Genomic DNA, 18,562 nt, shown 5'->3' with positions numbered 1-18,562 from the left:
CCTTCGGCGACTTACCCTGGACGGGTGCCAAAGACGAAAAAGGCGAAGACCGACAAAACAACCGGCGGTTCTTCGCGGGCGAACCCGGTGACGGCAGCGTCGGACGAGAAGGGGCTCGACTTCGCGCGCGCGTGGGTGGAGTTCCCGGATCCGGCGGACGACGAGCAGGTCTTCCGGTGTGATCTGACATGGCTGACCTCTCGCTGGAACTGCGTCTTCGGCAGTGGCTGCCAGGGCATCCAGGCCGGCCGCGCGGACGACGGGTGCTGCACGCTGGGCGCCCACTTCTCCGACGAGGACGACGAGCAGCGGGTCGCCGGGCACGTGGCACGGCTCACCCCGGACATCTGGCAGCACCACGCCGAGGGGCTGCTGAACGGCTGGGTGGCCGAGGACGAGGACGGGGACCGGCAGACGCGCCCCTACCAGGGCTCCTGCATCTTCCAGAACCGTCCCGGCTTCGCCGGTGGCGCAGGCTGCTCGCTGCACATCCTGGCGCTCAAGGAGGGCCGCGAGCCCCTGGAGACCAAGCCGGACGTCTGCTGGCAGCTTCCGGTGCGGCGGACGTACGACTGGATCGACCGGCCGGACGACACGCGCGTGCTCCAGGTGTCGATCGGCGAGTACGACCGCCGCGGCTGGGGTCCGGGCGGCCACGATCTGCACTGGTGGTGCACGTCGGCGACCTCGGCGCACGGCGCGGGCGACCCGGTGTACGTGTCGTACCGGGCGGAGCTGACCGAGCTGATGGGCAAGGCCGGCTACGACCGTCTCGTCGAGCTGTGCGAGGAGCGTCTGGCCTCGCGGCTTCCGTTGCTGGCACCGCATCCGGCGGATCCCGTCGACTGACACCCCTAGGGGGTGGCGGGGTTCGTGGTGCCGCCGCCGTCGGCCGGCGGTGGGGTCGAGCCGTCCGGGGCGGTCGGGGAGTCGCTCGGCGTGGGCTCCGGGTCGGTGGCGGGCGGGGGCGTGCTCGGGGTGGGGTCCGGAGCGGGCGGAACGGGAGGATCCGGGTCCGGCCGGGAGGTCGGCGGGGCCGGGGTGGCCGGGCGGGTTCCCCCGCCCGTGCCGGGGGCCGGGCCGGACGCGGTGCCGTAGCCCTCGATGGTGACCACCGCGCCCGCCGGGGCGATCGCCACGCGCGCGTGCCAGTGGCCGGACGGTTCACGCAGGGGGTCGACGTACGCCTTGATCGTCACCGACTCGCTGGGGTGCAGGGTGCCGGCGGCGCGGCTGAGGTAGATCCAGGAGGCCCCGGTGGAGGCGGACCAGCGGACGGGGCCGTCGGCGTCCCGGGCGGCGGTGAGGGTGATCAGCGTGGTGTCGCCGCTGGTGACGGCGCTCACGGTCAGCCGCTTCGCGTCGCTCGCGCCGATCCCGGCGACACTGACGACCTCCACGGACACGTCCGGCCTGGGGCCCTTGCCGAAGCCGGTGGCGGGCCTGGTCCTGGCGTTCCCCGCGTTCTCGTAGCCGCTCGTCCCCTCGCCGGCCGCGCTGCCGGGGCCGTGCGCCTCGCCGGCGCTGGCCGAGCGGCCGTCGGTGTCCCCGGCGGGGGCGCTCCGGTAGGCCGCCCACAGGGCGAGCACGGGGGCCGCGACGACGGTGGCGACGACGGTGGTCGTGACGGCGCGCGCGCGAAGACGGTCGCGACGGGCGGCGCGGTCCTTGGGGTCCATCGGGAAGCCGCGCCGGTCGAACCGGGGCGCGTGGGCACCCCGCGCGCGGGTGAGGTGCCCCATGGCGACGCGCAGGGCCGGGCGGGGCGCCTCCAGGACGGGCAGCTCGGCGGGGGTGACGCCGGCGCCGGGCCAGTGGCCGGGGACGGCGCGCTCGGCGGCCCGGCGGCAGCGGGGGCAGTCGTCGACGTGCCGGACCAGCTCGCGGCGCAGGGCGGCGCTGAGGACGAGCTGGTGCTCGCCGGTGAGACGGGCCACTCCGGGGCAGCCGCCGGTCTCCACCACGGCGAGGGCCGCGCGGGTGCGCTCGACCTCGCAGGCGGCCGAGGCGAGCAGCTCACGGGCGGCGGCGTGGTCCATGCCGAGGACGGCGGCGACCTCGTGGGCGGCGAGGTGGTGGCGTACGGCGAGTTCGAGCGCCTCGCGCTGCTCGGGGGTGGTGCCGGCCGCCTCCGGCCAGGCCAGCAGGGCGAGTTCGCGGCGCCGCTCCTCCTGGAGGCCGTCGGGTGCGGCGGGGCCGTCCGGATCGGGGGCGCCCGAGGGTGCGCCGGGGTGCGCGCCGGACGGTCGGTGGGCCGCGGTGCGCCCGGCCGCATGGGCGCTCTGGCGCTTCTGTCTGGCCTCGGCCAGCTTGCGCAGGCAGGCCCAGCGGGCCAGCGCGTACAGCCAGGCCCGGCGCTCCCCGGCCTCCGGGATGCGCTGCCCGCGCCGCTCGGCGAGCGCGAGGACGTCCCCGAGGGCGGCGGTGGCCGCGTCGTGGTCGCACAGCGCGGACAGACAGTAGGTGAACAGTCCGTCCAGATACGGCTCGTAGCGCGCGGGCGGGCGCTGCGCGAGCGTGCGCCCCGCGGCACGGTCGCGCGCCTCCCGGTGCGCCCGGTGTGCGCCGGTCATGCGGGTCGAGATCTCGGGGCTGCTGCTCATCACCCGTGGACCGTAGGCGGCGCGGAACGGGCTCTTCTTGTCCCTTGAGTCCTTTTAATCCGTACGGGTGAAACGATCCCTCATAAGGGGACAGGAAAGGGGGGTTCCGTGGCTCGTTCGTGAGGGGGCGTGGCCGGATCGCAGGGGGTGTCCGGATTCTCCGCAGGTGTCCGGGCGCGGGAACCGGCCGGTTGTCCACAGGCCGGTCCGGCTGTCGGTGGCGGCGGTTACGGTTTCCCCATGGCTGCCCGTACGAAGACCACCAAGGACCGCCCGTCCTACCGCTGCACGGAATGCGGCTGGCAGACGGCCAAGTGGCTCGGCCGCTGCCCCGAGTGCCAGGCCTGGGGCACGATCGAGGAGTACGGCACGCCCGCGGTCCGTACGACGGCACCGGGGCGGGTCACCACCTCCGCCGTGCCGATCGGCCAGGTCGACGGACGTCAGGCCACCGCCCGCACGACCGGTGTGCCCGAGCTGGACCGCGTGCTGGGCGGCGGTCTGGTGCCCGGCGCGGTGGTGCTGCTCGCGGGCGAGCCCGGCGTCGGCAAGTCGACCCTGCTGCTGGACGTGGCGGCCAAGTCGGCGAGTGACGAACACCGCACCCTGTACGTGACGGGCGAGGAGTCCGCGAGCCAGGTCAGGCTGCGCGCGGACCGGATTCACGCCATCGACGACCATCTGTATCTGGCGGCCGAGACCGATCTGGCCGCCGTCCTCGGCCACTTGGACGCGGTCAAGCCGTCGCTGCTGATCCTCGACTCGGTGCAGACGGTCGCCTCCCCCGAGATCGACGGGGCGCCGGGCGGCATGGCCCAGGTGCGCGAGGTCGCCGGCGCCCTGATCCGCGCCTCGAAGGAACGCGGCATGTCCACGCTGCTGGTGGGCCATGTCACGAAGGACGGCGCGATCGCGGGCCCGCGTCTCCTGGAACACCTGGTGGACGTCGTCCTGCACTTCGAGGGCGACCGGCACGCGCGCCTGCGTCTGGTGCGCGGCGTGAAGAACCGGTACGGCGCGACGGACGAGGTCGGCTGCTTCGAGCTGCACGACGAGGGCATCACGGGCCTCGCCGACCCCAGCGGACTTTTCCTGACCAGACGTGACGAACCGGTCCCCGGAACCTGTCTGACCGTCACCCTGGAGGGCCGCCGCCCGCTGGTCGCCGAGGTCCAGGCGCTCACCGTCGACTCCCAGATCCCCTCCCCCCGGCGCACCACCTCCGGGCTGGAGACCTCCCGGGTCTCGATGATGCTGGCGGTACTGGAGCAGCGCGGCCGGATCAGCGCGCTCGGCAAGCGGGACATCTACTCGGCGACGGTCGGCGGGGTGAAGCTCTCCGAGCCGGCCGCCGACCTGGCCATCGCCCTCGCGCTGGCCTCCGCGGCGAGCGACACCCCCCTGCCGAAGAACCTGGTCGCGATCGGCGAGGTCGGTCTCGCGGGCGAGGTCAGACGGGTCACGGGCGTCCAGCGCAGACTGTCCGAGGCCCACCGGCTGGGCTTCACGCACGCGCTCGTCCCGGGCGATCCCGGCAAGATCCCGCCCGGTATGAAGGTGCTCGAGGTGGCCGACATGGGGGACGCGCTGCGGGTCCTGCCGAGGTCCCGTCGCCGAGAGGCCCCACGGGAGGCGGAGGACCGCCGGTAGACTTTGCCCTGGTCTCGCCCGTCCGTACGAACGGAGTACGCGCACGGGAGCGCCCGAAGAACCTGCGACCGGAGGAGTGCAGTGGCAGCCAACGACCGGGCGGCAGCTCCCGGAAAGTCCGGTGGGAGTTCCCGTACCGAGAGCCTCATGCGTGCCGCCCTGAGCGCGGTGGCTCCGGGCACGGCCCTGCGCGACGGGCTCGAGCGGGTGCTCCGCGGCAACACCGGCGGGCTCATCGTGCTCGGCTCCGACAAGACCGTCGAGACGATGTCCACGGGCGGGTTCGTCCTGGACGTGGAGTTCACCGCGACCCGGCTGCGGGAGCTGTGCAAGCTCGACGGCGGCATCGTGGTCTCCTCCGACCTGTCGAAGATCCTGCGGGCCGGCGTCCAGCTGGTCCCGGACCCCACGATCCCCACGGAGGAGACGGGCACCCGGCACCGCACGGCGGACCGCGTCTCCAAGCAGGTCGGCTTCCCGGTCGTCTCGGTCTCCCAGTCGATGCGGCTCATCGCCCTGTACGTCGACGGCCAGCGCCGTGTGCTGGAGGACTCGGCCGCGATCCTGTCCCGCGCCAACCAGGCCCTCGCCACCCTGGAGCGCTACAAGCTCCGGCTGGACGAGGTGGCGGGCACGCTGTCGGCGCTGGAGATCGAGGACCTGGTGACGGTCCGGGACGTCTCCGCGGTGGCCCAGCGCCTGGAGATGGTGCGCCGGATCGCGACCGAGATCGCCGAGTACGTGGTCGAACTGGGCACCGACGGCCGTCTGCTGGCGCTCCAGCTCGACGAGCTGATCGCGGGCGTGGAGCCCGAGCGCGAGCTGGTGGTCCGGGACTACGTCCCCGAGCCCACCGCCAAGCGCTCCCGCACGGTCGACGAGGCGCTGTCCGAGCTGGACGCCCTCACCCATGCCGAGCTGCTCGAACTGTCCACGGTGGCGCGGGCGTTGGGCTACACGGGTTCCCCCGAGGCGCTGGACTCGGCGGTCTCCCCGCGCGGTTTCCGCCTCCTCGCCAAGGTTCCCCGGCTGCCCGGCGCCATCATCGACCGCCTGGTGGAGCACTTCGGCGGCCTGCAGAAGCTCCTCGCCGCGAGCGTCGACGACCTCCAGACGGTCGACGGCGTGGGCGAGGCCCGGGCCCGCAGCGTCCGCGAGGGCCTGTCGAGGCTGGCGGAGTCGTCGATCCTGGAGCGCTACGTCTGACGGGCCCGTCGGGGTCCCGAGGTCCTAGGTCCCGAGGTCCTAGGTCGTGTCCGCAACGTCCCTCCCCCAGAGGGGGTACCCCCCAAGCCCAGCGACGCCCGGCACGCTCCCTCACGCTCGGCTGCGGCTCGCGCGGGCGGGGCCCCCACGACGCCGCAGGGCTTGCCCTTCGGGCGGACGACGGGACTTTGCGGACACGACCTAGTCGGCCGCGAGTACGAACGACGTCTGTGCCGTGGCGAACCCCGGAGCCTTCGCCTCCACCAGATACGTCCCCGCTCCGGCCGCGCCCGCCGCAGGCGTCGCGCACGCGGCGGCGCTCGGCTTGCGGTCCCACTTCAGCGTGTAGGTGAAGGCCCCGCCGGCCGGCACCCGGTACAGCAGACTCCCGGACGCCTTCGGGCAGTCGGCCGACGACCAGTAGTCGTCCGCGCTCCCCGCCTGCGTGATCGTCAGCACCGCCGTCTTCGGCCCGAGGTCGACCTTGCAGTCGCTGCCGGAGGAGTTCCGCGCGACGAGCTGGAACGTGGGCGTCTCGTCGGGCGAGTAGGAGTTGCGGACGCTGCGCAGGGTCAACTTCACCACGCTGGCGGTGCAGTTGGGCAGGGTCGTACCGGACGGGAGGGTGGCGCTCGAACCGCTGCCGTTGGCCCCGTCGTCGGTGTCGCCGCCGCCCGTGCCGGAGCCGTCGGCCCCCGAGCCGCCGGACCCGGAGCCGTCGCCGCCCGAACCGGTGTCCGAGCCGGACCCGGAGCCGGAGTCCGAGCCCTCGGTGGCGCCCTCGCTCGACTCGTCGCGCCCGCCCGGCGCCTGGCTGATCGCGGGCCCCGAACCGGACGGCCCCGGCGTGATCGAGGACGCGGGGTTCTTTCCGCCGGACCCCTTCGCGTCGTTGGAGCCGCCACCGCCGTCGGAGATGACGACCCAGGTGACGACCAGCGCCAACAGGGCCATCACGGACAGCAGTACGACCCTCCGGCGCCAGTAGATGGAGGAGGGAAGCGGCCCGATCGGATTGCGCAGAGATCCCACGGCGCAAACTGTACGAGAGATCGCCGCGCCAACCGGCCCCACCCGCCGCCCGGAGTACAACTTTTCCGGATCATCATCCCGGACTCCGTATCCCTGCCCCCGACTTCACCCTGCGCACAGGCCCGGCGCTCCGCGGAGGCGCCGCTCACGCCCGCGGCCACGACCGGGGCGCGCGGCACGGCGCCACGCTCCCGGCAGGCCACCCGGACGAGTGGCGGTACGCACGCGTGCCCCATCGCCCATGGCAGGATCGGAAGGGCCATGACTGCGCCCACGAAGCCCCCGCACCGCAGCCCCGCCGACGACGTCGCCGGCGCGGACCTGCACTCCCCCGTCATCGACTGGTTCGAGGACAACGCCCGCGACCTGCCCTGGCGGCACCCCGAGGCCGGTGCCTGGGGTGTGATGGTCAGCGAGTTCATGCTCCAGCAGACGCCGGTCAGCCGCGTCCTGCCGGTCTACGAGCAGTGGATCGCCCGCTGGCCGCGCCCCGCCGACCTGGCCGCGGAGGCCCCCGGCGAGGCCGTCCGCGCCTGGGGGCGCCTCGGCTACCCGCGCCGCGCCCTGCGGCTGCACGGCGCGGCGGTGGCCATAACGGAACGGCACGGGGGCGACGTACCGGCGGACCACGCGCAGCTGCTCGCGCTGCCCGGCATCGGCGAGTACACGGCCGCCGCGGTCGCCTCCTTCGCGTACGGGCAGCGGCACGCCGTGCTGGACACCAACGTCCGCCGGGTCTTCGCCCGGGCCGTCACGGGCGTGCGCTACCCGCCGAACGCCACCACGGCCGCCGAGCGCAAGCTGGCCCGTGCCCTGCTGCCCGAGGACGAGCGGACCGCCGCCCGCTGGGCCGCCGCCTCCATGGAGCTGGGCGCGCTGGTGTGCACGGCGAAGAACGAGACCTGTGTGCGCTGCCCGATCGCCGCGCAGTGCGCGTGGCGGCTCGCGGGCAAGCCGGAGCACGAGGGCCCGCCGCGCCGCGGACAGACGTACGCCGGTACGGACCGCCAGGTGCGCGGCAAACTGCTCGCCGTTCTGCGGGAGGCGCACGCGCCCGTCTCGCAGGCGGCGCTGGACCGGGTGTGGCACGAGCCGGTGCAGCGCGCGCGGGCCCTGGACGGGCTCGTGGCGGACGGACTGGTGGAGCCGCTGCCGGACGGTCTGTACCGTCTGCCGCTCACCTGACGCACGGTCAGTTCACAGACGGCGGGCTTCGTCACGGCCCTCGCCCGGCGTCTGTCACATTCGGCGGCCGGATAAATCGGTACACACACCCATACTTCGGCCCGCCTCTTTACCCAGAACCCAGTTCCGTTACACAACCGACGGACAGCCGCGCGCTAGCCGCAGGCTGCTCCGCACAGCCCCGTGACAACAGCTCCGTAGCTTCATTTGCGTGCCCACCGAGGGCACGACGGCGACAGACCACGCGGAGATCCGGCGGACCACCGCGCGCCGCAAACGGGGTAGACGGAGGGGTTGACCATGGCGCAGGCCGAGGTGCTCGAGTTCGAGGAGTACGTCCGCACCCGGCAGGACGCGCTGCTGCGCAGCGCCCGCCGGCTGGTCCCGGACCCGGTCGACGCACAGGACCTCCTCCAGACGGCGCTGGCGCGGACGTACGGCCGCTGGGAGGGCATCGCGGACAAGCGGCTCGCGGACGCCTATCTGCGCCGGGTCATGATCAACACCCGGACCGAGTGGTGGCGCGCCCGCAAGCTGGAGGAAGTCCCCACCGAGCAGCTCCCGGACGCCTGCATCGACGACTCCACCGAACAGCACGCGGACCGCGCCCTGCTGATGGACGCGATGAAGGTGCTCGCTCCGAAGCAGCGAAGCGTCGTCGTGCTGCGACACTGGGAGCAGATGTCCACGGAGGAGACGGCCGCCGCCCTCGGTATGTCCGCGGGAACGGTCAAGAGCACGCTGCACCGGGCGCTCGCCCGGCTCCGCGAGGAGCTGGAGGCCCGCGATCTGGACGCACGCGCGCTGGAGCGTGAGGAGCGGGAGCGTTGCGCGGCGGCCTGACCGAGGCCGGGCCGACACCGGCCCAGGCGTGGCCCACAGCGGCCCGAGGCACTTTCCAGGCGGCGATCACGGCGGTGACCGTGCTCGCCGCCCTCGCCCTTTTCGTGTCCGCGTGCGCCACCGGCGGCACCGGCACCCGTGACGAGGGCCCCGCGCACGCGGACGCGGTGGCCGGCGCCGCGACGACGCCCTCGGCCGAGTCCGCCCGCACCTCCTCCCGGGTGGACGCGGTCCAGCTCGTCAAGGCCGACCCCGAGGTCTCGGCCGAGGTCAAGGGCGAGCTGAAGCCCTGCGTCGGCGACGAGTACCCGGTCGACGTCTCCTACGGCGATCTGACCGGCGGCCCCGTCACGGACATCGTGGTGAACGTGCTGACCTGCGGCGACGCGGTGGGTGTCGGCTCGTACGTGTACCGGGAGAAGGACGGCCGGTACGAGAACGTCTTCAAGACCGAGGAGCCCCCGGTCTACGCGGAGATAGACCGCGGCGACCTGGTGGTGACCAAGCAGGTGTACGCGAAGGGCGACTCCGTCTCCAGTCCGTCCGGCGAGAACGTGATCACCTACCGCTGGACCAGCGCGGATCACTTCGTCAAGGAGTTCACCATCCACAACGAGTACAGCAGCATCGTGGACGGGGACCCGACGCAGATGCCCGGGACCGGCTGACCTCGGACTTCGGACGGGCTGGAAAAATCTGCGGAACCCGTGAACCGATCGGGCCGCCCGATCCGATCAATGAGTGGGCGCACCGGGAGTGAACGCGGCGGAGGCTTCCGGCGTCCCCCCAAGGGGACACCCGGACAGGTGTACGGCTGTACGGCTGTACGGCGCCCGAAGACACGCAACACCGAACACGAGGACTGAGAGCAGCGGGATGGCAGACCAGACCCACGTCCTGTTCGTCGAGGACGACGACGTCATCCGCGAGGCCACCCAGCTCGCCCTGGAGCGGGACGGCTTCGTGGTCACCGCGATGCCCGACGGCCTGTCCGGCCTGGACGCGTTCCGGGCGGACCGCCCCGACATCGCCCTGCTGGACGTCATGGTGCCCGGCCTGGACGGGGTCAGCCTCTGCCGGCGCATCCGGGACGAGTCCACCGTGCCCGTGATCATGTTGTCGGCGCGTGCCGACTCCATCGACGTCGTCCTGGGCCTGGAGGCCGGCGCCGACGACTATGTGACCAAACCGTTCGACGGCGCCGTGCTGGTCGCCCGGATCCGCGCGGTGCTGCGGCGCTTCGGGCACGCGGGCGGCGGGGACCGGGCCGAGGACGCCGCGCCCGAGGGCGGTGTGCTGACCTTCGGCGACCTGGAGGTCGACACCGAGGGCATGGAGGTGCGCAGGGCCGGCGCCCCGGTGGCCCTGACACCGACCGAGATGCGGCTGCTGCTGGAGTTCTCCTCCGCCCCGGGCACGGTCCTGTCGCGGGACAAGCTCCTGGAGCGCGTCTGGGACTACGGCTGGGGCGGTGACACCCGCGTCGTGGACGTCCATGTGCAGCGGCTGCGGACGAAGATCGGCCAGGACCGCATCGAGACGGTCCGTGGCTTCGGCTACAAGTTGAAGGCCTGAGCGGGCGGGGGTGTGAGGGGGATGATCCGGCACCTGGTTCCGGACCGCGCACAGGGCGCGGGCATCCGTACCGGACTGCGGTGGAAGCTGAGCGCGGCGATCGCGCTGGTCGGCGCGCTCGTGGCGATCGCGCTCAGCCTCGTCGTGCACAACGCGGCCCGGGTGTCGATGCTGGACAACGCGCGCGACCTCGCGGACGAGCGCATCCAGATCGCCCAGCGCAACTTCGAGATGACCGGGCGGCCGAACTTCCCCCAGATCAAGATCGACGACTCCCGGCTGCCGTCGGAGGTGCGGGAGAAGGTCTCCCAGGGCCGCCGGGTGACGTATGTGTCCGACCGTGCGGGGGGCACGCCGGACATCTGGGCGGCCGTGCCGCTGAAGGACGGGCGGGTGATGTCCCTGCACACCGGTTTCACCGACCGGAGCACCGACATCCTCAACGACCTCGACCAGGCGCTGGTGATCGGCTCGATCGCGGTGGTGTTCGGCGGCAGCGCGCTCGGGGTGCTCATCGGCGGGCAGCTCTCGCGCCGGCTGCGCAAGGCGGCGGCCGCGGCCCACCAGGTCGCCAAGGGCGAGTCCGACGTCCGGGTGCGGGACGCGATCGGCGGGGTCGTCCGGGACGAGACCGACGACCTGGCGAACGCCGTGGACGCCATGGCCGACGCGCTCCAGCAGCGGCTGGAGGCCGAGCGGCGGGTCACCGCCGACATCGCGCACGAACTGCGCACCCCGGTCACCGGTCTGCTGACCGCGGCCGAGCTGCTGCCGCCCGGGCGGCCCACCGAGCTGGTCCTGGACCGGGCGAAGGCCATGCGCACGCTCGTGGAGGACGTCCTGGAGGTGGCCCGCCTGGACAGCGCCTCGGAGCGGGCGGAGTTGCAGGACCTCCTGCTGGGCGAGTTCGTCGCGCGGCGGGTGGCGGCCAAGGATCGGGAGGTCGAGGTGCGGGTCGTCCATGAGTCGATGGTCACGACCGACCCCCGCCGTCTGGAGCGGGTCCTGTTCAATCTCCTCGCCAACGCCGCCCGGCACGGCAAGCCGCCGATCCAGGTCACCGTCGAGGGCCGGGTGATCCGGGTCCGCGACCACGGCCCCGGGTTCCCCGAGGACCTGCTGGCCGAGGGACCGAGCCGGTTCCGCACCGGCAGCGCCGACCGGGCGGGGAAGGGCCACGGCCTCGGCCTGACCATCGCGGCGGGCCAGGCCCGGGTCCTGGGCGCCCGACTCACCTTCCGCAATGTCCGCCCCGCCGGGGCGCCGGACCACATACCGGCCGAGGGCGCGGTGGCGGTCCTGTGGCTGCCCGAGCACGCGCCGACGAACACGGGAAGCTACCCGATGATGCCGTAGTGGACTGCGGCGGGGCGGCGATGCGGCGGTGATCACCCCGTCCGTGCGGCCCGCGAGGGTCCCGGCCGCGCGGGCGCCGTTCCTCGCGATCCGGAGCTGTTCCCAGGCCGGGCGTCTCGCCGTACGCCGCCTCGAAGGCCCGTACGAAGTGGTAGCGGGAGTACCCGGCGTGCGCGGCCAGGGCGTCCAGGTCCAGCCCGGGATCGGCACAAGGCGAAGGCCCCCGGGGCGGACACCCGGGGGCCTTCGGCGGAACGGTCCGTCAGACGGCCTCGACGACCGGCGGGGTCACGGCCGTCGGCTCCTCGTCCGGCTTCTGCGGGCCCGCGCCCTTGAGCGGGACCTCCTTGACGAACACGGCGGCGATCAGCGCGGCCACCGCGACGATCGCGCCCAGCAGGAACGCCGAGTGGGTACCGGCGGACACCGCGTGCTGGTAGGCCTCGCGGGCCGCGGCCGGCAGCTTGGCCAGGCTGGCGGCGTCCAGCTGCGCGGACTGCTCGGTGATCTTCGAGCCGAGGGCACCGGCCCGCTCGGCCATGACGTCCTGGACGCGGTGGTTGAACAGGGCGCCCATGATCGCGACACCGAAGGACGAGCCGAGCGTACGGAACAGGGTGGTGGAGGACGAGGCGACGCCCATGTCCTTCATCTCCACGCTGTTCTGCGCGACCAGCATGGTGATCTGCATCAGACAGCCCATGCCCAGACCGACGACGGCCATGAAGACGCCGGAGGTGAAGCGGGAGGTGCCGGTGTCCATCGTGGACAGCAGGTAGAGGCCGATGACCATCAGGACGCTGCCGACGATGGGGAAGATCTTGTACTTGCCGGTGCTGGTGGTGATGCGGCCCGCGACCATCGAGGTCACCAGCATCGCGCCGAGCATCGGCAGGAGCAGCAGCCCGGAGTTGGTGGCGGAGGCGCCCTGCACCGACTGCTGGTAGAGCGGCAGGAACAGCGTGGCGCCGAACATCACGAAGCCGGTGATGAAGCCGATGACGGACATCAGGGTGAAGTTGCGGCTGCGGAAGATGTGCAGCGGCACGATCGGCTCGGCGGCCCTGGTCTGCCAGAACACGAACCCGATGAGGGAGGCGACGCCGATCCCGATCAGTTCCATGATCCGCGCGGAGCTCCAGGCGTACTCGGTGCCGCCCCAGGTGGTGACGAGGACGATCGAGGTGATGCCCACGGTCAGCAGCACGACACCGAGGTAGTCGATGCCCGCCTTGGCCCGCTTCCTCGGCAGGTGCAGGACGGCGCTGATCGCGGCGAGGGCGATCACACCGAGCGGCAGGTTGATGTAGAAGGACCAGCGCCAGCCCCAGTTGTCGGTGATGGTGCCGCCGACGAGCGGGCCGCCGATCATCGCGAGCGCCATGACGCCGGCCATCATGCCCTGGTACTTGCCGCGCTCACGGGGCGGGATCAGGTCGCCGATGATCGCCATGACGCCGACCATCAGACCGCCGGCGCCGAGGCCCTGCACGGCGCGGAAGCCGATGAGCTCGCCCATGTTCTGGGCCATGCCGCTGAGCGCGGAGCCGATCAGGAAGATCACGATCGAGGTCATGAAGGCGCCCTTGCGCCCGTACATGTCACCGAGCTTGCCCCAGATCGGGGTGGCCGCGGCGGTCGCGAGGGTGTACGCGGTCACGACCCAGGAGAGGTGCTCCAGCCCCCCGAGTTCACCGACGATCGTCGGCATCGCGGTGCCGACGATCATGTTGTCGAGCATCGCGAGCATCATCGTGATCATGAGGGCGAGCAGGACGACCCGCACGCTCTTCGGTTGTTTCTCCGGTTCGGTCTCGACCGTCTGGGTGTCCGCCATGGATTCCACTCCCCTGGGCACTGCTTTGGGCCGCCCACTTACTTGCCGCCCGGCTAGTTCACTACACTGAGGAAAGTAGACCTGTCACTAGCCGGTCGTCAAGTAAGTTTCCGTGGAGCACGAGGAGTACGAGGATGGACGGCACCATGGACGGGACCAAGCAACAGCGCCGCGGCAACACACGCCAGCGCATCCAGGACGTCGCGCTCGAACTCTTCGCCGAGCAGGGCTACGAGAAGACCTCCCTCCGCGAGATCGCGGAGCGCCTGGAGGTCACGAAGGCTGCCCTGTACTACCACTTCAAGACCAAGGAAGAGATCATCGTCAGCATCTTCACGGATCTGACGAAACCGATCGAGGACCTGATCGAGTGGGGCGCGAGCCAGCCGCACACGCTGGAGACCAAGCAGGAACTCGTACGGCGCTACAGCCGCGCCCTGGCCGAGGCGACCCCGCTCTTCCGCTTCATGCAGGAGAACCAGGCGACGGTGCGGGAGCTGCAGATCGGCGACTCGTTCAAGGACCGGATGCGCGGACTGCGGGACATCATCATCGACCCGGACGCCCCGCTCACCGACCAGGTCCGCTGTGTGAGCGCGATCTTCACGCTGCACGCCGGGATGTTCTTCCTCCAGGACCTCGAAGGCGACCCGGAGGACAAGCGCGCAGCCGTCCTCGAGGTCGCCGTCGATCTCGTGACCCAGGCGCATCAGGGCACCTGATCACCCGTCATCGTCAGACGGTCAGCCCGTGGGCGCGCAGGAAGGCGACCGGGTCGATCGCGGAGCCGTAGTTGGCGGTCTTGCGGATCTCGAAGTGCAGGTGGGGACCGCTGGAGTTGCCGGTGTTGCCGGACAGGGCGATGCGCTGGCCGGTCTTGACTATCTGGCCGGCCTTGACATCGATGTGCGACAGGTGGGCGTACTGCGAGTAGGTCCCGTTGGCGTGCTTGATGACGATGGCGTTGCCGTAGGCCGGGCCGTCACCGGCGCCGTTGCCGCCGGCCTTGACCACGGTGCCGCCGTGGGCGGCGACGACCTTGGTGCCGCTCGGCACGGCGAAGTCCTGGCCGCTGTGGGTGGACTGCCACATGGCACCGGCCTGGTGGAAGGTCGCGGACTTGGTGTAGTGCGCCACCGGCTTGACCCAGGCATTGGCGGAGACGGCCGTCTTGGCGGCGGGTACGGCGGCGGACGCCACTCCGGTTCCCAGCACGGCCGTGGCACCCAGGGCGGCGGCCCCGACGGCCACGCGGGTGCGGAGCAGGGACGTACGGGAAGAACGGGACGTGACGCGCTGGAACATGAGGACCTCGTGGGTTCGGGGACAGGAAGACCACCCGGCGCAGGAACGCCTGCCGGGTGGGCCATCCCTTGGTAACCCCGAGGGCGATGGACCCCCAAACGTGTGACGTACGACGGAAGCTAGTACTTAACCCCGAATTTTCCGCCTTCTTGACAGATGGCCCGGGACGCCCCATTTGAAGCCGATCCATGCCGGAGGCCTGGACACCCCCGGGGGTTCCGAACCCTATGTCCCTTTTGCCTGATTTTGCTCTGCCACTACCCGCGCTAGTAGCCCACCGATGACCTGTGCCGCTTGTCACCGGCCGCCCGTCGCAAGGGACTTCGGGATGTGACGGGGGCTACTCGCCTGCCCCCTGGGGGACTTGTGACCCCGGTCACGAATGGTGCACGGGTCTGTGAGCGGAGTCTCACCGCCCCTTACCGTCCAGTAACCCGCAGGTTCCCCCCGGTAACCCGCCGGTTCCCCTCAGGCCATCCCCACAGCGCAGCATGCCCACGACACAGGCAGGCCAGGACGCGAGAGGACCCCACACATGACCACAGGCACCTGGAAGCGCCGCATCGCCATGACAGCCGTGGCGACGGCCGCCGTCACCGCCATGGCCGTCCCGGCGGGCGCCCAGGCCGCTACGGCCACCACCACCTCCACCGTCGCCACCGCCGCCGCGGAGGACGTCGACTACACCACCTGGCAGGCCGACTGCCAGTCGGTGATGAACGAGGCCCTGCCCTATCTGAAGCAGCGCATCGCCGCCGCCAAGACCGGCGAGAAGCAGGCGATCGTCTTCGACATCGACAACACGACCCTGGAGACCGACTTCGGCTTCAGCTACCCCCAGCCGGCCAACAAGCCGGTCCTCGACGTCGCCAAGTACGCCCAGGACCACGGCGTCGCGCTGTTCTTCGTCACCGCCCGCCCGGGCATCATCTACTCGTTCACCGACTACAACCTCAAGTACGTCGGCTACAAGGTCTCCGGTCTCTACGCCCGCGGCCTGCTCGACCTCTTCAAGGACGTCGCCGCCTACAAGACCGCCCAGCGCGTCGACATCGAGAACAAGGGCTACACGATCATCGCGAACATCGGCAACAGCGCCACCGACCTCTCGGGCGGCCACGCCGAGAAGACGTACAAGCTGCCGGACTACGACGGCCAGCTGTCGTAGGGCGGCCCAGCCCGCCGTCAGGGCATGCGAAAGGGGCCGGTGCTGTTGCAGCACCGGCCCCTTTCGGGTTGACGCCTAGGCGTCCTTGCTCAGGTTCGGGCCGGCGCCGCCGGCCGCCTGCTCGATCGGCGGGACGTCCGGCAGGGACGACTTCTCCTCGCCGCGGAAGGTGAAGGTCTTGGTGTCACCCTCGCCCTCGGTGTCCACGACCACGATGTGACCGGGACGCAGCTCGCCGAAGAGGATCTTCTCGGAGAGCGTGTCCTCGATCTCGCGCTGGATCGTGCGACGCAGCGGACGCGCGCCCAGCACCGGGTCGTAGCCCTTCTTGGACAGCAGCTCCTTGGCGGACTGGGAGAGCTCGATGCCCATGTCCCGGTCCTTCAGGCGCTCGTCCACCTTGCCGATCATCAGGTCGACGATCCGCAGGATGTCCTCCTGCGTGAGCTGCGGGAAGACGACCACGTCGTCGACACGGTTGAGGAACTCGGGGCGGAAGTGCTGCTTGAGCTCGTCCGACACCTTGTTCTTCATGCGCTCGTAGTTGCTCTTCGAGTCGCCCGAGGCCGCGAAGCCCAGGTTGAAGCCCTTGGAGATGTCCCGGGTGCCGAGGTTGGTCGTCATGATGATGACCGTGTTCTTGAAGTCCACGACCCGGCCCTGGGAGTCGGTCAGGCGACCGTCCTCCAGGATCTGCAGCAGCGAGTTGAAGATGTCCGGGTGGGCCTTCTCCACCTCGTCGAAGAGGACGACGGAGAACGGCTTGCGGCGGACCTTCTCGGTGAGCTGGCCGCCCTCTTCGTAGCCCACGTATCCGGGCGGGGAGCCGAAGAGCCGCGAGACCGTGTGCTTCTCGCTGAACTCCGACATGTCGAGGGAGATCAGCGCGTCCTCGTCGCCGAAGAGGAACTCGGCGAGCGCCTTGGACAGCTCGGTCTTACCGACACCGGATGGGCCGGCGAAGATGAACGAGCCACCCGGACGCTTCGGGTCCTTCAGACCGGCGCGGGTACGGCGGATCGCCTTGGACAGCGCCTTGACGGCGTCGACCTGGCCGATGACCCGCTTGTGGAGCTCGTCCTCCATGCGCAGCAGGCGGGACGACTCCTCCTCGGTGAGCTTGAAGACCGGGATGCCGGTGGCCGTGGCGAGGACCTCGGCGATCAGCTCGCCGTCGACCTCGGCGACGACGTCCATGTCGCCGGCCTTCCACTCCTTCTCGCGCTTCGCCTTGGCGGCGAGGAGCTGCTTCTCCTTGTCGCGCAGGGAGGCGGCCTTCTCGAAGTCCTGCGAGTCGATCGCGGACTCCTTGTCGCGGCGCACGCCCGCGATCTTCTCGTCGAACTCGCGGAGGTCCGGCGGAGCCGTCATCCGGCGGATGCGCATCCGGGAGCCCGCCTCGTCGATCAGGTCGATCGCCTTGTCGGGGAGGAAGCGGTCCGAGATGTAGCGGTCGGCCAGCGTCGCGGCCTGGACGAGGGCCTCGTCCGTGATCGAGACGCGGTGGTGGGCCTCGTACCGGTCACGGAGACCCTTGAGGATCTCGATGGTGTGCGGCAGCGACGGCTCGGCGACCTGGATGGGCTGGAAGCGGCGCTCGAGGGCCGCGTCCTTCTCCAGGTGCTTGCGGTACTCGTCGAGCGTGGTGGCACCGATGGTCTGGAGCTCACCGCGGGCCAGCATCGGCTTCAGGATGGAGGCCGCGTCGATGGCGCCCTCGGCGGCACCCGCACCGACCAGCGTGTGGAGCTCGTCGATGAACAGGATGATGTCGCCGCGGGTGCGGATCTCCTTGAGCACCTTCTTCAGGCGCTCCTCGAAGTCACCGCGGTAGCGGGAGCCGGCCACCAGCGCGCCGAGGTCGAGGGTGTAGAGGTGCTTGTCCTTGAGGGTCTCGGGCACCTCGCCCTTGACGATGGCCTGGGCGAGGCCCTCGACGACGGCGGTCTTGCCGACGCCGGGCTCACCGATCAGGACCGGGTTGTTCTTGGTACGGCGGGACAGCACCTGCATGACCCGCTCGATCTCCTTCTCGCGCCCGATGACCGGGTCGAGCTTGGACTCACGAGCGGCCTGGGTGAGGTTCCGGCCGAACTGGTCGAGGACCAGGGACGTCGAGGGGGTGCCCTCGGCAGGCCCGCCGGCGGTGGCGGTCTCCTTGCCCTGGTAGCCGGAGAGCAGCTGGATGACCTGCTGCCGCACCCGGTTGAGATCTGCGCCCAGCTTGACGAGGACCTGGGCGGCGACGCCCTCGCCCTCGCGGATCAGGCCGAGCAGGATGTGCTCCGTGCCGATGTAGTTGTGGCCCAGCTGAAGGGCCTCGCGGAGCGACAGCTCCAGGACCTTCTTGGCACGGGGGGTGAAGGGGATGTGCCCGGACGGGGCCTGCTGGCCCTGGCCGATGATCTCCTCCACCTGCTGGCGGACCGCCTCGAGCGAAATCCCGAGGCTCTCAAGGGCCTTGGCGGCGACACCCTCACCCTCGTGGATCAGGCCCAGGAGGATGTGCTCGGTGCCGATGTAGTTGTGGTTGAGCATCCGGGCTTCTTCCTGAGCCAGGACGACAACCCGCCGCGCGCGGTCGGTGAACCTCTCGAACATCGTTAATCGCTCCTCAGAGCGGTCAGGCAGTGGGGGGAACTTCCCCTCCCTGTCCTACCGCAGCTTAGTCCCGCAAGCAGGGACCGCTCATTCCAACTGCCGACACCGTCGATGGCCTCCTGACCCCGAACGCCGACATCTGCTCCAACCTGATGGTGCGAGACGATGTTCCCGCAGGCCAGGCAGTTACCCTCACCATCA

Annotated in this window: 15 protein-coding genes and 1 pseudogene; 10 read left to right on the top strand and 6 right to left on the bottom strand. The window is 71.1% G+C overall.

Features of this window, described 5'->3' with window-relative positions:
* The first annotated feature begins 24 nt into the window (after positions 1-24).
* Positions 25-849, top strand: a complete 825-nt coding sequence (locus ABZ490_RS29180; RefSeq protein ID WP_358996147.1) for a hypothetical protein — start codon at positions 25-27, stop codon at positions 847-849.
* Between the two features lie 5 nt (positions 850-854).
* Here the strand turns inward: ABZ490_RS29180 and ABZ490_RS29175 are convergent, their stop codons facing one another.
* Positions 855-2,606 (bottom strand): hypothetical protein, encoded by a 1,752-nt coding sequence (locus ABZ490_RS29175; RefSeq protein ID WP_358996144.1) that lies wholly within the window; start codon positions 2,604-2,606, stop codon positions 855-857.
* A gap of 237 nt (positions 2,607-2,843) precedes the next feature.
* Between ABZ490_RS29175 and radA the strand changes: the two genes are divergently transcribed.
* Both radA and disA read left to right on the top strand, forming a co-directional pair.
* Complete coding sequence (gene radA / locus ABZ490_RS29170) at positions 2,844-4,253, top strand: DNA repair protein RadA (RefSeq protein WP_358996141.1); 1,410 nt, start codon at positions 2,844-2,846, stop codon at positions 4,251-4,253.
* Positions 4,254-4,334: 81 nt separating this feature from the next.
* Positions 4,335-5,459, top strand: coding sequence for a DNA integrity scanning diadenylate cyclase DisA (disA, locus tag ABZ490_RS29165; RefSeq protein ID WP_340376994.1), 1,125 nt, complete (start codon positions 4,335-4,337; stop codon positions 5,457-5,459).
* Positions 5,460-5,660: 201 nt separating this feature from the next.
* Here disA and ABZ490_RS29160 read toward each other — a convergent pair whose 3' ends face one another.
* Positions 5,661-6,491, bottom strand: coding sequence for a hypothetical protein (locus ABZ490_RS29160; protein ID WP_358996137.1), 831 nt, complete (start codon positions 6,489-6,491; stop codon positions 5,661-5,663).
* Positions 6,492-6,752: 261 nt separating this feature from the next.
* On the opposite strand from ABZ490_RS29160, the gene ABZ490_RS29155 reads away from it, so the two are divergent.
* The 5 genes from ABZ490_RS29155 (at position 6,753) to cseC (ending at position 11,450) form a co-directional block, all read left to right on the top strand.
* Positions 6,753-7,676, top strand: a complete 924-nt coding sequence (locus ABZ490_RS29155) for an A/G-specific adenine glycosylase (RefSeq protein ID WP_358996134.1) — start codon at positions 6,753-6,755, stop codon at positions 7,674-7,676.
* Between the two features lie 300 nt (positions 7,677-7,976).
* Positions 7,977-8,519, top strand: coding sequence for a SigE family RNA polymerase sigma factor (locus ABZ490_RS29150; RefSeq protein WP_358996131.1), 543 nt, complete (start codon positions 7,977-7,979; stop codon positions 8,517-8,519).
* A complete protein-coding gene (locus ABZ490_RS29145) occupies positions 8,504-9,187 on the top strand; it encodes a hypothetical protein (RefSeq protein ID WP_358996128.1) in 684 nt (227 codons plus the stop codon). The genes ABZ490_RS29150 and ABZ490_RS29145 overlap by 16 nt, the downstream gene beginning before the upstream one ends.
* 208 nt (positions 9,188-9,395) lie before the next feature.
* Complete coding sequence (cseB, locus tag ABZ490_RS29140; protein ID WP_358996125.1) at positions 9,396-10,094, top strand: two-component system response regulator CseB; 699 nt, start codon at positions 9,396-9,398, stop codon at positions 10,092-10,094.
* A gap of 21 nt (positions 10,095-10,115) precedes the next feature.
* Positions 10,116-11,450: a two-component system sensor histidine kinase CseC gene (gene cseC, locus ABZ490_RS29135; protein WP_358996122.1), complete on the top strand. Its 1,335-nt coding sequence runs from the start codon at positions 10,116-10,118 to the stop codon at positions 11,448-11,450.
* A gap of 106 nt (positions 11,451-11,556) precedes the next feature.
* Here cseC and ABZ490_RS29130 read toward each other — a convergent pair.
* Positions 11,557-11,646, bottom strand: a pseudogene (locus ABZ490_RS29130) (helix-turn-helix transcriptional regulator); the annotation flags it as partial.
* A gap of 66 nt (positions 11,647-11,712) precedes the next feature.
* Complete coding sequence (locus tag ABZ490_RS29125) at positions 11,713-13,287, bottom strand: MDR family MFS transporter (protein ID WP_358996120.1); 1,575 nt, start codon at positions 13,285-13,287, stop codon at positions 11,713-11,715.
* 134 nt (positions 13,288-13,421) lie between these two features.
* Here ABZ490_RS29125 and ABZ490_RS29120 point away from each other — a divergent pair, with 134 nt between their 5' ends.
* On the top strand, positions 13,422-14,009 hold the full coding sequence (locus tag ABZ490_RS29120; RefSeq protein WP_358996117.1) for a TetR/AcrR family transcriptional regulator: 588 nt from the start codon (positions 13,422-13,424) through the stop codon (positions 14,007-14,009).
* A 13-nt stretch (positions 14,010-14,022) separates the two neighbouring features.
* Here ABZ490_RS29120 and ABZ490_RS29115 read toward each other — a convergent pair whose 3' ends face one another.
* Positions 14,023-14,592, bottom strand: coding sequence for a M23 family metallopeptidase (locus ABZ490_RS29115; protein ID WP_358996114.1), 570 nt, complete (start codon positions 14,590-14,592; stop codon positions 14,023-14,025).
* Positions 14,593-15,127: 535 nt separating this feature from the next.
* On the opposite strand from ABZ490_RS29115, the gene ABZ490_RS29110 reads away from it, so the two are divergent.
* Complete coding sequence (locus ABZ490_RS29110) at positions 15,128-15,760, top strand: HAD family acid phosphatase (protein ID WP_358996111.1); 633 nt, start codon at positions 15,128-15,130, stop codon at positions 15,758-15,760.
* 75 nt (positions 15,761-15,835) lie between these two features.
* On the opposite strand, the gene ABZ490_RS29105 is transcribed toward ABZ490_RS29110, so the two are convergent.
* Positions 15,836-18,361 carry an ATP-dependent Clp protease ATP-binding subunit gene (locus ABZ490_RS29105; RefSeq protein WP_358996108.1) on the bottom strand — a complete coding sequence of 842 codons (2,526 nt, stop codon included), beginning with the start codon at positions 18,359-18,361 and terminating at the stop codon, positions 15,836-15,838.
* Positions 18,362-18,562 lie beyond the last annotated feature (201 nt).

The sequence above is a fragment of the Streptomyces sp. NPDC005811 genome, from assembly GCF_040630405.1.
Classification (GTDB): domain Bacteria; phylum Actinomycetota; class Actinomycetes; order Streptomycetales; family Streptomycetaceae; genus Streptomyces.
The sequence above is the reverse complement of the archived record's forward strand: the minus strand, read 5'-3'. Positions and strand labels throughout refer to the sequence as shown.